Origin of the sequence: Erythrobacter sp. CCH5-A1 (assembly GCF_001557115.1) — a bacterium.
Taxonomy (GTDB): Bacteria; Pseudomonadota; Alphaproteobacteria; order Sphingomonadales; family Sphingomonadaceae; genus Erythrobacter.
Window position 1 is genome coordinate 13,480 of the sequence record NZ_LSKQ01000107.1, and the last position, 13,429, is coordinate 26,908.

Below are 13,429 nucleotides of genomic sequence, written 5' to 3' on the forward strand. Positions count from 1 at the left end.
TTCTTGGATTACGAACGCTCTGCCGTTCTGGATACTCGGCGTACCGCTGGTCGTGAGTGTCATTAGTTATATGCGGATGCCCCGGCAGAGCGATCTCGTCCCGCCCGACCGCCGCAATGATCGCCGCAACATCGTTCGTGAGCCCATGATCCGGTCGGGCGACACTGCCGTTTCAAGAGGATAAATCTGCCATGTTCAGTCACAACAAGCGCCTGCAATACACCGTCCGCGTGTCCGAGCCGAACCCGGCGCTCGCCTCGCTGCTGCTAGAACAGTTCGGCGGGCCCGATGGCGAGCTCGCCGCGGCGATGCGCTATTTCACGCAAGGCCTTGCCGAGGAGGACCCGGGCCGCAAGGACCTGCTGCTCGACATCGCCACCGAGGAGCTCTCGCACCTCGAGGTAATCGGATCGATCGTCGCCATGCTCAACAAGGGCGCCAAGGGCGATCTGGCCGAGGCTGCGCTGGAGGAGGCCGAGCTCTACAAGTCGCTGACCGCGGGCGGGAACAGTCATACCCAGTCGATCCTCTATGGCGGCGGGCCCGCGCTCACCAATTCCTCGGGCGTGCCGTGGACGGCGGCCTATATCGATTCGCGCGGCGATCCGACCTGCGACCTGCGTTCGAACATCGCCGCCGAAAGCCGCGCCAAGATCGTTTACGAACGCCTGATCGCGATCACCGACGATCCCGGCATCAAGGATGCGCTCGGCTTCCTGATGACCCGCGAGATCGCGCACCAGAAGAGCTTCGAGAAGGCGCTCTACAGCATCGCCGACAACTTCCCGCCCGGAAGGCTCGCCGGGATGGCGCCGTTCGACAGCCTCTACGTCAACGCCTCGACCGGGCCGGGCGATGCGCAGGGGCCGTGGAACAGCGGGCCCGAATGGGAAACCACCGACGAGAACGACATGAACCGCTCCGCCGATGGCGGCGAGGGCACGGCCGAGGTCAAGCTGCCCGCCAGCCAGATGGAGACGCTGCGGGCGATGAGCGCGCGCCTCGCCTCCGATCCCGACAGCGATCCGCTGACCGGGGCGGAGCTCGGCGCGGGCGTGGTGGAGAGCGACTGACGCATGGCCGATGCGGCGCTCACGGGAATTGCGGCGAGCACGCTTGCCGGGGCCATGACCGGCCTCGGCGGGGTGTTCGTTGCGGCCTCGGGCGCGCCCGAGGCGCGGCGGCAGAACCTGCTGATCGGCTTTGCCGCCGGGGTAATGATCGCCGCCGCCTTCGCGTCGTTGATCCTCCCCGCATTCGCGCAGCTGCGTGGGCACGGCGCCTCGCTGGTCGCTGCCGGGGTGAGCGTGGGAATAGCGCTGTGGCTGGGTGCGGCGGTGATGGCGTGGCTCAGGGTGTGGAGCGATGCGCTGGCGGCGCAGGGGCGCTTCTGGCCCGCCGCGCCAGACGAGCGCCGCATCGCGCTGTTCGTGCTCGCGATCACCTTGCACAACCTGCCCGAGGGCATGGCCGTGGGCCTTAGCTTCATGGGCGGCGACCCGCAGCTCGGCTGGGGGACGATGCTCGCCATCGGCTTGCAGAACATTCCCGAGGGGCTGGCGGTCGCCGCGCTCCTCGCCAGCCTTGGCTGGAGCCGCACGCGCTGCGCGGCCGGAGCGCTCGCGACCGGGCTGATCGAACCCGTCGGCGCCGCCTTCGGTGTCGCGATTGCGGGGTCGTCGGCTGCGGTTCTCCCTTACGCGCTCGGCTTCGCGGCGGGAGCGATGCTGTTCGTGGTCGCTGCCGAGATCATCCCCCACACCCGCCGCCAGATGGCGCACGGATCGGCCAGCCCTGCGCTGATGGCGGGCCTCGCGCTGATGCTGGCGCTCGACCTCACCCTCTCCTGACAACCCCCGACAAGAAGGAAACTCCCATGTCCAAGATCGTCCCCAAGCTCGAAGACAGCGACCTGCCCGGCCTTGAGGCGAACCTGTCGCCCAAGCCCGACTGGGAGCCGCGCTATCCCGGCAGCGGGCGGCTCGAGGGCAAGGTCGCGATCGTCACCGGCGGCGATAGCGGCATCGGCCGCGCGGTCGCGGTGCTGTTCGCGCGCGAGGGGGCCGACATCGTCATCGCCCACCTCGAGGAAGAGGAGGACGCGATGGCCACCGCCGAGATGGTCGAGGACGAAGGCGCGCGCGCGGTCACCATCGCGGGCGACATCGGCGAGCGCGACCATTGCAAGGAGATCGTCGACCTCGCGATCCGCAAGTTCGGCCGGCTCGACATCCTGGTCAACAATGCCGGCGAACAGCATCCCGACAAGGACGTGACCGCGATCACCAAGAAGCAGCTGAAGCGCACCTTCCAGACCAATGTCTACGGCATGTTCTACATGGTGCAGGCGGCGATGCCTTTTCTCGAAAGGGGTTCGGCGATCATCAACTGCACTTCGGTGACGATGTACGAGGGCGCCGAGGAACTGCTCGACTATTCGGCCACCAAGGGTGCTATCACCGCCTTCACCCGCTCACTCTCGCAGAACCTCGCCGAAAAGGGCATCCGCGTGAACGGCGTGGCGCCGGGGCCGATCTGGACGCCGCTCAACCCGATGGGCGGGGCGAGCAAGGAGAAGCTCGCGACCTTTGGTCAGTCGACCCCGATGGGCCGCCCCGGGCAGCCCAACGAGGTCGCGCCGTGCTTCCTGTTCCTCGCCTGCGAGGATGCGAGCTACATGACAGGGCAGGTGCTCCACCCCAATGGCGGCATCATCGTCGGCAGCTGACCCATGTCGATCGACTGGGCGACCATCATCGGCACCGTCGGCGCGACCGCGTCGGTGGCGAGTTTCACTCCGCAGGCGTGGAAGATCATCCGCGAGCGCTCCACCGAGGGCCTCTCGCTGGCGATGTTCGCGCTGACCTGCCTCGCCTTCGCGGCGTGGACGACATTCGGAGTGCTGAAGGGGGAATGGACGCTGGTCGTCCCCAACGCGATCTGTCTGGTGTTCGCGCTGTTCATCCTCGCGATGATCGCGCTTCCGGCGCGCAAGACCGAGGAAGTTGCCGAGACGCTCGATCCCGGTAGCTGATGGCGGCCCCGCCCTAACGGGGGCGGGGCGGGGCCGCCTACGGCGTAGGCCTTAGTAGGTCACGCCGTAATAGGAATAGACCTGCTGGTTGTAGGTGCTGTCATATTCCGGCTCGTTGTTGTTGTCCGCGTAGCGCGGCGCATCTTCGAGCGTGTTCTTGTCGAGATCGACCACATAGCCGCCGTGATCGGTGCTGTAGGTGAGCATCGACCAGGGGATCGGATAGTAATCGGCCCCGATCCCGAGGAAGCCGCCGAACTGCATCACGGCATAGTCGACCTTGCCGGAACGCTTGTCGACCATGAAGTTGGCGATCGACCCGAGGCGCTCGCCCTCGAGATCGTAGACGGCGGTGCCTTCGACCTTGTTCGAGGCGATGAGTTCGCGGGTTTCGTCGGTGTGGAATGTGTCTGCCATCGGGTGTTCCTCCTGTGATTGGCAGCACGAGGGTGCTTGGGCGTGAGGCTGGCGGCACTCACATAGGTCAGGCGGGGGGCAAGCCGCCCTTTTCGTGCGGCGAGGGTGAGGGCGGTGCGTTCCGGTTCCGGGCCACCCGCTCAGGCGCGCCGTAACAAGGGCAGGGCGCGCCATGTGCCTGATGCAGGATAGGACGTGGCCGTGCGCCGCGTGCGACACTGCATCCCGTCCCCCGCCTCACATCTGCGGGTTGAAGCATGCGGAAAGAAGGCAAACCATGGCACACAACCACACACCACTGCCCGGGCGGCTGACGCCGAAGACGGTGCAGACCTCCGACGAACAGGTGGATTACAGCTACGACCAGTGGCGCCAGGCGCAGATGCGGCAGATGGAGCGCAGCTACGCCCAGATGACCGCCGGCACCCCCGCCGCCGCCTGACCCCTCGCTGCAGAGAATGATCGAGCGTCGACGGTCCCCGCCGTCGGCGCTTCTTGTTTGCGCCTCAGCCGTCTGCCCTGAAGGCGAAGACGATCCGGTGGCAGTATTCCTCGCCCGGCGCCAGGCGGATCGAGCCGAACTCCGGGCGATTGGGGGTGTCGGGGAACATCTGCGGTTCGAGCGCCACCCCGTCGCCCATTCGGTAGGCCTGACCGCCTTTGCCGATCAGGCTGCCGTCAAGAAAATTGCCCGAATAGAACTGCACCCCCGGCTCGGTGGAGCGCACCTCGAGCACCCGGCCGGACGGCGGGTGTGCGAGGCGGGCGAGGAGGCGCGGCGCGTCCGCGCGCTCGCGGGCGATCACCCAGTTATGGTCATAGCCGTGGCCGATCCGGATCTGGTCGTGGCCCGTGTCGCGCACCCGCGCGCCGATCACATGAGGCTCGCGGAAATCGAACGGGGTGCCGGCGACGGGGGCGAAGTCGCCGGTGGGAATCGCGGCCGCGTCGGTGGGGAGGAAGTGCCCGGCCGGGATGGTCAGCACATGATCCAGCGCCCCGGTCGCAGCGCCTTCGCCCGCGAGGTTCCAGTAGGCGTGGTTGGTCATGTTGACGAGGGTCGGCTTGTCGGTGGTCGCCTGGTAAGTGATCGCCAGCGCGCCGTCATCGCCGAGGGCATATTCGGCGGTGACCTGCAAGGTGCCCGGAAAGCCCTGATCGCCATCCGGGCTGGTGTGGGCGAGGCGGACGAAGGGGCAGGGCGCATCCCCGACCTCGGCGATGTCCCACAGCGCCTTGTCGAAGCCGCCGGGGCCGCCGTGGAGCGCGTTGGGGCCATTGTTGGCGGGGACGCGGTATCCCTCCCCGTCGATCAGGAAGCGCCCCCCTGCGATGCGGTTGGCGACGCGGCCGACGCTCGATCCGAAATAGGCGGTGCTGGCGAGGTATTCCTCGAGGCTGGCATGGCCGAGCGTCACGTCGGCGAGCCGCCCCTCGCGGTCGGCGACGATCATCGCCTGGAGCGTCGCCCCGAAGGCGATCACGCAGGCCTTCGTCCCGGCTGCGTTGACCAGCGTCACCGCCTCGACTGCGCGGCCATCGCGCAGGTGGCCGAAGATGCGGCGGTGGACGCCGGGGCGGAGGCTCTCGGAGGGGTTTTCCTTCATCGCACGCTCATTTATATGATAATATCCGGGAGGCAAGTCGTGCCCGCCCGTTCATGATCGAGGAGTGCCGATTGCGCAAACCCGTCCTTGCCGCTCTGGCCGCGCTCGCCGCGTCGGCGAGCCTTGCCTCGCCCGCCTCTCCCGAGGAGCCCGAGTCCTTCGTGCCGGTCTACAGCGCCAACTTCCCCGATCCCTTCGTGCTGCCGCATCAGGGGCGCTACCTTGCCTATGCCACCAATGCCGCGCGCGACGAGGCCAATGTGCAGATGGCGGTGTCGGAGGATCTGCTGAACTGGGCGCCCTTGAAGCACGGCGCGCGGCTGCATGACGCCATGCCGGTGCTGCCCGCCTGGGCGCAGCGCGGCTGGACCTGGGCGCCAGAGGTGATGGAACTGGAGGGCCGCTACCTCCTGTTCTTTACCGCGCGCGAGAAGGCGAGCGGGCGCCAGTGTACCGGGGTCGCGGCCAGCGGCGATCCGCTCGGCCCCTTCACCTCCGAGGCGAAGGAACCGCTGATCTGCCAGCGCGAGCTGGGCGGGACAATCGACGCCAGCCCCTTTCGCGATGCCGACGGCAGGCTCTATCTCTACTACAAGGCCGATGCGAACGCGGTCGGCAAGCCCACGCATATCTATGTCCAGCCGATGACGGCGGATGGCCTCGGCCTGACCGGCGAGGCCGTCACGTTGCTCGCCAACGACCAGCCGTGGGAAGCGCACGTGATCGAAAGCCCGACGATGGTGCGCCGCGGGGAGGGCTACGTGCTGTTCTATTCCGCCAACCATTTCGGGTGGGAACCGCGCCAGCGTCTCAGCCCCTACGCGATGGGCTATGCGACCTGCGAAGGGCCGCTGGGCCCCTGCACCGACGCGCCGGAGAACCCAATCCTCTACAGCTATGCCGACCGCACGGCCGGGTGCCTCAGCGGCCCCGGGCATCAGGCGGTGTTCGAGGCCGGAGGGCGGCAGTATATCCTGTTCCACGCCCACATCGCGCGCGGCGGGTGCCAGAATGCGAAGAAGGGCCGCGCGATGTATATCGCCCCGCTCGGCTGGGACGGGGAGGGCAGGCCGGTGATCGGCACCAGCCTGCGCGCTGCTGCCGCGCGTTAACGCCCGAAGCGGAACCGCACCCCGAGCGACAGTGTGCTCTCGTCGTCGCGCAGGTAGCGGATGAACTCGGCCTCCGGCGCGCCATTGCGGGCCGAGGTGAAGTCCTGCCGGAACTGCTCGCGGGTGATGTTGGTCCAGTCGCCGAACACCGCAAACTGCTCGTTGATGTCGTAGCTCAGGGACAGATCGAGGCGCCCGGCCGGCCGCGCGCGCTCGACGTAAATGTCGTCGCCGCGGAACTGCTGCGTCGCGCGGAAGCGCGAGCGGTCGTTGTATGCGAGGCGGGCGGTGAGGCCGTAGCGCTCGTAGATGCCGACGATGTTGGCGTTCCAGCGCGACACGCCGTTCAGCTGGTCGGTGATCGGCTGGTAGGTCAGGCCCCCCACGCCGTCGGGCTGCTGGGTCTCGGCGTCAATATAGGTGACGTTGACCTGCACCCCGAAGCCGCGGGCGAAATCGGGCAGGCTCTCGAAATCGGCGAAGACCTGCGCCTGCAATTCGGCCCCCGTGATCCGGCCCTTGCCGGTGTTGACCGGCCCGGTGATCTCGACGACGCCCAAGGTGGGATCGTCGATGCGGAAGGTGTTGGGCTGGATGAAGCCATCGACCGCACGGTGGAAGCCGGTCAGCGACACGAACCCGGCGGGGGCGAAGTACCACTCGGCCGCGACGTCGAAGTTCCACGAGGTGAAGGGCTGGAGGAAGGGGTTGCCGCCCGATCCGCGATAGGGGTTGCTGTCGGTCCCCACGCCGCCCGGCGGCGGCGCGCCGAGCACCAGCGCGGGGTTGAGATCGGCGAAGGTCGGCAGGGTGCGGGTCTTGGAGACCGCCGCGCGCAGCTGGATCTCGGGCCTGGCACGGAACCGGATGCTGGCGTTGGGCAGCCAGGACTCGTTGGTATTGCCATCGTCGATCGCCGGAATGCCGGTCGGCGCGGGACCGGCGACGCGGGTCTTCACGCGCGTGTAGCGCAGGCCCACCGTCCCCTCGAGATCGCCCGAGCCCAAGTTGATCTGGCCGTAGCCGGCAAGGTTCTTCTCGGACGCGGTGTAGAGCAGATTGCGCGCCACGGGATCGGCGCCGAAGCCGACCAGCTGGCGGATGGCGGCGATGTTCTCGCGGATGCTGTCATAGGTCGGCGCGGCCCAGACCGAGGTCCCGCCGACATCGACGCCCTGGAACACCTCGAACTCGACCGGCAGCGCGGTCGCATTGGTCAGCGTGCCGGGGCGGGAGAAACGGTTGGCATATTCGCGACGCGCATCGCGGTCCGTATAGCGCACACCGGCCTGGATGGAGCGGATGAGCGTGCCATCGACCAGATATTCCAGATCGCCGCGCAGCTGCCAGTCGTCACCCTGCGACCGCTGGTTCTCCTCGAACAATCCGTCGAAGAACTGGGCGCTCGGGTCCGAGAAATCGATGTTGGTGATTTCGAACGCCGGGGTCTCGGTGTCGAAATTGATCACCGGTGCGGCGGTCCAGCGGCGGTCGACGCTTTCGGTCGATCCGGTGAAGGTGCTGTCGGTGCGCGCGATATCGACCTTGACGTTGAGCCGGTCGAAGGTCGCCTTGACGCCGCCTGCGAACTGGTAGGTATCGGTCTTGTTGTAGGTCGCCCCCTGGAACGAGAACAGCGATCCGGGCAATCCGTTCACCGTCCCGCCGCTGACGATGTTGGTGCCGTCACGGAATTGCAGGCTCGCAACCTGCGCCCCGTTGAACAGCTCGGCGGCGAGCAGGCGGTCGTCGATCTTGTTGCGGAAGCCTTGCCACAGGCCTTCCAGGTAGAATTCGAGATCGGGGTTGGGCTTGTACTGGATCGCCGCGTTGACCGAGGGGCGCACGCGGTTGCCCGAGCGGTAGAACAGGCGCTGGATATCAGGGAAACGCGCCGCCGTGCCCGCGCCCGCATCGGGGATAAGGGTGGTCCCGCCGTTGCGGAAGGTCTGGAGGAAATCGGTGTTCGAGATTTCCGCATCGAGATAGGTCATTTCGACCCGCGAGGCGTTGATCAGCACCCCGAACTCGCCGCCGTCGCCCACGTCCCAGCGCTTGGTGGCGAGCAGGTTGAAGTTGGGGGTGATCTCCTCTGCCTGCACGGTGTACAGGCCCCAGACCGAGCCTGCGAACTGCCCGTCCTCGAAATCGAGCGGCTGGCGCGAGCGGACATTGACGAGGCCCGCAAGCCCCGGCTCGATCAGATCGGCAGCCGAGGTCTTGTAGACTTCGAGCGCGGCGACATTGGCGGCCGGGAAATCCTGCAGCGCGACGATGCGCGTTTCGGCGGTGAAGATCTCGCGGCCGTTGTACGTGGTGGTGAAGTTGGGCAGGCCGCGCACCAGCACGTTCGAGGCCTCGCCCCCCTGGCGGTAGACCTGCACGCCCGGAATGCGCGCGGCAATCTGCGCGGTGTTGAGGTCGGGCAGCTTGGCGATGTCCTCGGCGACGACGGCGTCGACGATCTCGTCGGAGTTGCGGCGGATGTTGCGGATCGATTCGAGCGATTGGCGCAGTCCCGAGACGATGATCTCTCCGGTCGGCTCGGCAGGTGCTTCGGTCGGGGGTGGCGCCGCCTCCTGTGCCTGGGCCGCGCCCGCCAGCATGGCAATCGCGGCGGCCGAAACCGAACACCGCATCAAAGTGATCGCACGCATTTCCATCTCCCCTTTTTTGCTCTTCTCGCCGCTCTTGTGGCGACGGTTCCATCACGCAGATTAGCTGAATGCTACGCTTTGAGTGATATATATTATAAATAAGCTTTAATAGGCAAGCGCCGCGCCGATCACCATTCGGCGAGGCTGCCGTCGGCATGGCGCCATAGGGGGTTGCGCCAGCGGTGCGGGGCGGCGGCAGCGGCGCGCACCCGCGATTCGTCGATGGCGATGCCGAGGCCGGGGCCAGGCGGAATCCGCAGATGACCCTCCACCGGGGTCAGCACCGCCGGGTCGGTCAGGAACTCGAGCAGGTCGTGGCCCTCGTTGTAATGGATGCCGAGCGACATCTCCTGCAGCACCACATTGGGAGCGCAGGCGGCGAGTTGCAGGCACGCGCTGAGCGCCAGCGGCCCAAGCGGGCAGTGCGGGGCGACCGCGACGTCATAGGCCTCAGCCATGGCGGCGATGCGGCGGCATTCGCTGAGCCCGCCCGCGTGGCTGAGATCGGGCTGGATCACGTCGACCGCGCGGGCCTCCAGCAGCGGCTTGAAGTCCCAGCGCGAATACATCCGCTCGCCCATCGCGATCGGCGTGGAGGTGAGCGCGGCGATCTGCCCCAGCGCCTCGGCATGTTCGGCGAGCACCGGCTCCTCGATGAACAGAAGGCCAAGCGGTTCGAGCGCGCGAGCGAGCTGCTTCGCCATCGGCCGGTGCAGCCGCCCGTGGAAATCGAGCGCGACGTCCATGCCCTCGCCCTGCGCGGCCTGGACCCGCGCGATCACCTCGGCAAAGCGGGGCGCGGCGAGCATGGCCATCTCGGCGGTCGCATTCATCTTGACCGCGGTGAAGCCCTGCGCGCGGCGCGCGGCGGCAGCGGCGGCGATGTCGTCGGGGCGGTCGCCGCCGATCCAGGCATAGGCGCGCACCCGCTCGCGCACCCGCCCGCCGAGCATTTCGTGCGCCGGGAGGCCGTAGTGCCGCCCCTTCCAGTCCCACAGCGCCTGATCGAGCCCGGCGATGGCCGACATCAGCACCGGACCACCGCGATAGAACCCGCCGCGATAGCCGATCTGCCAGATGTCCTCGATCGCGCGCGGATCGGCGCCGATCACCCGGTCGCGCAGGGCTTCGAAGGCCCCGATGACCGCCTCGCCATGCCCCTCGAGGCTCGCCTCGCCCCACCCGGCGCTGCCGTCATCGGCCTCGATCCGCACGAACAGCCAGCGCGGGGGCACCAGGAAGGTCTCGATACGGGCAATCTTCATGGGGCGCGCACTTCGCTGCTGGCATTTGATCGAGTCTTATTTATAAGATAAATGAATCCAAGCAAGCGGCAAGGGAGCCAGAGGTTGATCGGCAGTCGGATCGGTGGAGGGCCATTCATTGCGGTGGACTGGGGCACCACCAACCGCCGGGCGTGGCGCATCGATGCGCGCGGCGAGGTGGAAGCGGCGTTGGAGGACGATGCGGGGGTCTCCTCGGTCGCTGCCGGGGGGTTCCCTGCAAGGCTTGCCGAGTTGCGCGAGGCGCTGGGCGACCTGCCCATGTTGATGGGCGGCATGATCGGATCGAACCGCGGCTGGCAAGAGACGCCCTATGTCGCCTGCCCCGCCGATGCCCGCACGCTTGGCGAAGCGATCGTCTGGGTGGATGCGCGCACCGGGATCATTCCCGGGGTCGCGCAGGAGCGCCGCGACGCGCCCGACGTGATGCGCGGCGAGGAAGTGCAGATTTTCGGCGCGCTCGCCAGCGGGCTGGTCCCCGAGGATGGGGCGCTGTGCCTGCCCGGCACCCACGCCAAGTGGGTGCGGCTTCGCGGCGGCCGGATCGCGGGCTTTTCGACATGGATGACGGGGGAGATTTTCGCGCTGCTTGGCCAGCATTCGATCCTCGTCCCGCAGATGCAGGGCAAGGCGCGGATCGGACCGGGCTTTGCCGCCGGTGTCGTCGCTTCGGGCGAGGGCGATCCCCTAGGGCACCTCTTCGCGCTGCGCGCCGCGCACCTGCTTGATGTGCCGATGATCGACGGGCCGGGCTATGTCAGCGGGCTGCTGATCGGTGCCGAGGTGCGCGCCGGTCTGCGGACCAGCGGGTGCGAGGCGCCGTATCTGATCGGGCGGCCGGACCTCACCGCGCTCTATGCCACCGCGATCGCGCAGGTCCGGGGCACGCCGGATGCCGCGCCTGACGTGATCGACGGCAACGCCGCCTTCCGCGCCGGAGCCTGCGCGCTGCTCGGGGAACTTGCATGACCGTCGCCGCCACCCCCTTCGCGCGTCACCTCGCCGCTTGCCCGCTGATCGCAATCCTGCGCGGATTGCCTCCCGAAGACGCCGAAGCCGTGGGCGAGGCGCTGGTCGCCGCCGGGATCACGATCATCGAGGTGCCGCTCAATTCGCCTGCCCCCTTCGACAGCATCGCGCGGCTGGCGCAGCGGCTGGGCGCGGCGGCGCTGATCGGCGCGGGGACGGTGCTCGGCGTCGCCGACGTCGCCCGCGTGGCCGAGGCGGGCGGCGGGCTGATCGTTGCGCCCAACACCGACGCCCGCGTGATCCGGGCCGCCAAGGCCGCCGGGATGGCCGCCGCGCCCGGGTGCCTCACGCCGAGCGAATGCTTCGCCGCGCTCGAGGCCGGGGCCGACGCGCTCAAGCTCTTCCCGGCCGAGGCCGCGTCCCCCGCCGTGGTCAAGGCGCTGCGCGCGGTGCTGCCGCGTGCCGTGCCGCTGATCCCGGTCGGCGGGATCGTCCCCGCCAGCATGGCCGCCTACCGCGCCGCCGGGGCCGACGGCTTCGGGCTCGGCAGCGCGCTCTATGCCCCCGGCATGCGCGCCGCCGAGGTTGCGGAGCGCGCCCGGGCCTTCGTTACCGCTCTGGCGGAGGGGGAGGGGCACCCGTGACGATCCGCATCGCCATCGTCGGCTACGGCAAGATCGCCCGCACCGAACACGCCCCCGCCATCGCCGGCCATCCCGACTTCACGCTTGTCGCGGTGGTCAGCCCGCACGGCGCGGCGGATGCGGGCGTGCCGGTGTTCGAAAGCCTCACCGCGCTCATCGCGGCGATGCCGGGCGGGATGGATGCCGTCGCGCTCTGCACCCCGCCGCGCGTCCGCCGCGCCATCGCCGCGCAGGCGATCGCGGCGGGGCTGGCGGTGCTGCTCGAGAAGCCGCCGGCCGCCACCCTTGGCGAGCTTCAGGGGCTGATCGCGCAGGCCCGCGCCGCCGAAACCTGCCTGTTCGCCGCCTGGCATTCGCAATATGCCCCCGCCGTCGCCCCCGCCGCCGCGCTGCTTGCGGGCGAGCAGCTAGCCAGTCTCGCCATCGACTGGCGCGAGGACGTGACCAAGTGGCACCCGGGGCAGGACTGGATCTGGGAGGAGGGCGGCTTCGGCGTGTTCGACACGGGGGTCAACGCGCTCTCGATCGTCAGCGCGGTCCTGCCCGAGCGGCTAGTGGTCGAGGAGGCGGAGCTCGTCATCCCCGCCGGCCGGCAGGCCCCGATCGCCGCCAGTTTGCGCTTTGCCGGCCGCCGCCGCAGCGCCCGCTTCGACTGGCGCGAGACAGGCGAGGAAGCATGGAGCATCCGCCTTGCCACCCGCTCGGGCCGGGAACTCGCGCTCACCGGTGGCGGCGCGCGGCTGGAGGTGGACGGGGCGGAGCAGCCGCTCGGCCCATTTGCCGAATACCCCGCCATCTACGCCCGCTTCGCCGAATTGGTCCGCGCCCGCGCGGTCGAAGTCGACAGCGAGCCGATGCGGATTCTCGCCGATGCCGCCCTGATCGCGCGGCGCACCGTCGTAGGGGACAGTGCATGAGCCGGTGGATTGCGCCCCTGCCCCATTCCGTCGTATCCGGAAGCAAAGACGAGAAAGGGGCATCTCGCGAATGAATACAATGGAATCGGTCGGATCGGGCCGCAACCTCACTTATGCGCTGCTCGAGGCGGTCGGCAAGGCGATCGTGGTCGGGCAATACGACACCGCCGCCTTCCCGACCGAGGCGGACCTTGCCAAGCAATATGCGGTGAGCCGCTCGGTCACGCGCGAGGCGGTGAAGATGCTCACCGCCAAGGGCCTGCTGGTGGCGCGCCCGCGCAAGGGCACCAGCGTGCAGCCGTCGCGCGCCTGGAACCTGTTCGATCCCGACGTGCTGCGCTGGATGCTCGAACGCAAATTCTCGCTCGATCTGCTGCGCCAGTTCAACGAACTGCGGATTGCGATCGAGCCGATGGCGGCGGGGCTGGCTGCCGATGCGGCCGATGCCGGGGGCATCGCCGCGATCGAGGCGGGCTTTCAGCGCATGGTCGCTGCCGAAGCGGGGGACGATGATCCGCTGGAGGCCGACATCGCCTTCCATATCGCGGTGCTCGAAGCCTCGGCCAATCCCTTCTACGCGCAGTTCCGCGACGTGGTGTCGACCGCGCTCAGGACCTCGATCCGCTTCACCAACCGCTTCAAGGGCCGCACCGCCAGCCTGCCGCAGCACCGCGCGGTGCTGACCGCGATCGAGGCGCGCGATGCGGCAGCGGCAAAGGCGGCGATGCACGCGCTGATCGAGGACGTGATGGCGCTGATCGCGGACGCCGAGGCCAAGGCCTGACGCGC

Annotated in this window: 14 protein-coding genes; 10 read left to right on the top strand and 4 right to left on the bottom strand. The window is 68.5% G+C overall.

The annotated features are described in order from the left end of the window. Positions 1–191 precede the first annotated feature (191 nt). Genes AX708_RS05560 through AX708_RS05575 form a run of 4 tightly spaced genes read left to right on the top strand, consistent with a single transcriptional unit; the run spans position 192 to position 3,034 of the window. The gene (locus AX708_RS05560) at positions 192–1,073 is read left to right on the top strand and encodes a manganese catalase family protein (RefSeq protein ID WP_066529030.1); all 882 of its coding nucleotides are present in this window, start codon (positions 192–194) and stop codon (positions 1,071–1,073) included. A gap of 3 nt (positions 1,074–1,076) precedes the next feature. Beyond that, the gene (locus AX708_RS05565; RefSeq protein ID WP_066529032.1) at positions 1,077–1,850 is read left to right on the top strand and encodes a ZIP family metal transporter; all 774 of its coding nucleotides are present in this window, start codon (positions 1,077–1,079) and stop codon (positions 1,848–1,850) included. Positions 1,851–1,876: 26 nt separating this feature from the next. Beyond that, positions 1,877–2,728 carry a glucose 1-dehydrogenase gene (locus AX708_RS05570; RefSeq protein ID WP_066529035.1) on the top strand — a complete coding sequence of 284 codons (852 nt, stop codon included), beginning with the start codon at positions 1,877–1,879 and terminating at the stop codon, positions 2,726–2,728. 3 nt (positions 2,729–2,731) lie between these two features. Beyond that, entirely contained in the window at positions 2,732–3,034 is a 303-nt protein-coding gene (locus tag AX708_RS05575) for a SemiSWEET family sugar transporter (RefSeq protein ID WP_066529039.1), read from the top strand. A 51-nt stretch (positions 3,035–3,085) separates the two neighbouring features. Here AX708_RS05575 and AX708_RS05580 read toward each other — a convergent pair whose 3' ends face one another. Then, positions 3,086–3,451: a PRC-barrel domain-containing protein gene (locus AX708_RS05580; protein WP_066529042.1), complete on the bottom strand. Its 366-nt coding sequence runs from the start codon at positions 3,449–3,451 to the stop codon at positions 3,086–3,088. A 277-nt stretch (positions 3,452–3,728) separates the two neighbouring features. Between AX708_RS05580 and AX708_RS20280 the strand changes: the two genes are divergently transcribed. Then, positions 3,729–3,893: a hypothetical protein gene (locus AX708_RS20280; RefSeq protein ID WP_156443376.1), complete on the top strand. Its 165-nt coding sequence runs from the start codon at positions 3,729–3,731 to the stop codon at positions 3,891–3,893. Positions 3,894–3,957: 64 nt separating this feature from the next. Here the strand turns inward: AX708_RS20280 and AX708_RS05585 are convergent, their stop codons facing one another. After that, positions 3,958–5,058 carry an aldose epimerase family protein gene (locus AX708_RS05585; protein ID WP_066529047.1) on the bottom strand — a complete coding sequence of 367 codons (1,101 nt, stop codon included), beginning with the start codon at positions 5,056–5,058 and terminating at the stop codon, positions 3,958–3,960. 71 nt (positions 5,059–5,129) lie between these two features. Between AX708_RS05585 and AX708_RS05590 the strand changes: the two genes are divergently transcribed. Then, on the top strand, positions 5,130–6,170 hold the full coding sequence (locus tag AX708_RS05590) for a glycoside hydrolase family 43 protein (protein ID WP_197426042.1): 1,041 nt from the start codon (positions 5,130–5,132) through the stop codon (positions 6,168–6,170). Here AX708_RS05590 and AX708_RS05595 read toward each other — a convergent pair. Both AX708_RS05595 and dgoD read right to left on the bottom strand, forming a co-directional pair. After that, positions 6,167–8,827, bottom strand: a complete 2,661-nt coding sequence (locus AX708_RS05595) for a TonB-dependent receptor (protein WP_197426043.1) — start codon at positions 8,825–8,827, stop codon at positions 6,167–6,169. The genes AX708_RS05590 and AX708_RS05595 overlap by 4 nt on opposite strands. A 128-nt stretch (positions 8,828–8,955) precedes the next feature. Then, on the bottom strand, positions 8,956–10,092 hold the full coding sequence (gene dgoD, locus AX708_RS05600; RefSeq protein ID WP_066529054.1) for a galactonate dehydratase: 1,137 nt from the start codon (positions 10,090–10,092) through the stop codon (positions 8,956–8,958). Between the two features lie 84 nt (positions 10,093–10,176). Between dgoD and AX708_RS05605 the strand changes: the two genes are divergently transcribed. The 4 genes from AX708_RS05605 to AX708_RS05620 all read left to right on the top strand — a co-directional run bounded on the left by AX708_RS05605 (position 10,177) and on the right by AX708_RS05620 (position 13,424). Next, a complete protein-coding gene (locus AX708_RS05605; protein WP_067489655.1) occupies positions 10,177–11,079 on the top strand; it encodes a 2-dehydro-3-deoxygalactonokinase in 903 nt (300 codons plus the stop codon). Further along, positions 11,076–11,723: a 2-dehydro-3-deoxy-6-phosphogalactonate aldolase gene (locus AX708_RS05610; protein WP_066529061.1), complete on the top strand. Its 648-nt coding sequence runs from the start codon at positions 11,076–11,078 to the stop codon at positions 11,721–11,723. Before AX708_RS05605 ends, AX708_RS05610 begins: the two co-directional genes overlap by 4 nt. Further along, positions 11,720–12,640: a Gfo/Idh/MocA family protein gene (locus AX708_RS05615; RefSeq protein ID WP_066529063.1), complete on the top strand. Its 921-nt coding sequence runs from the start codon at positions 11,720–11,722 to the stop codon at positions 12,638–12,640. The genes AX708_RS05610 and AX708_RS05615 overlap by 4 nt, the downstream gene beginning before the upstream one ends. Positions 12,641–12,710: 70 nt before the next feature. Continuing rightward, entirely contained in the window at positions 12,711–13,424 is a 714-nt protein-coding gene (locus tag AX708_RS05620; protein WP_066529066.1) for a FadR/GntR family transcriptional regulator, read from the top strand. The last annotated feature ends 5 nt before the right edge of the window (positions 13,425–13,429 follow it).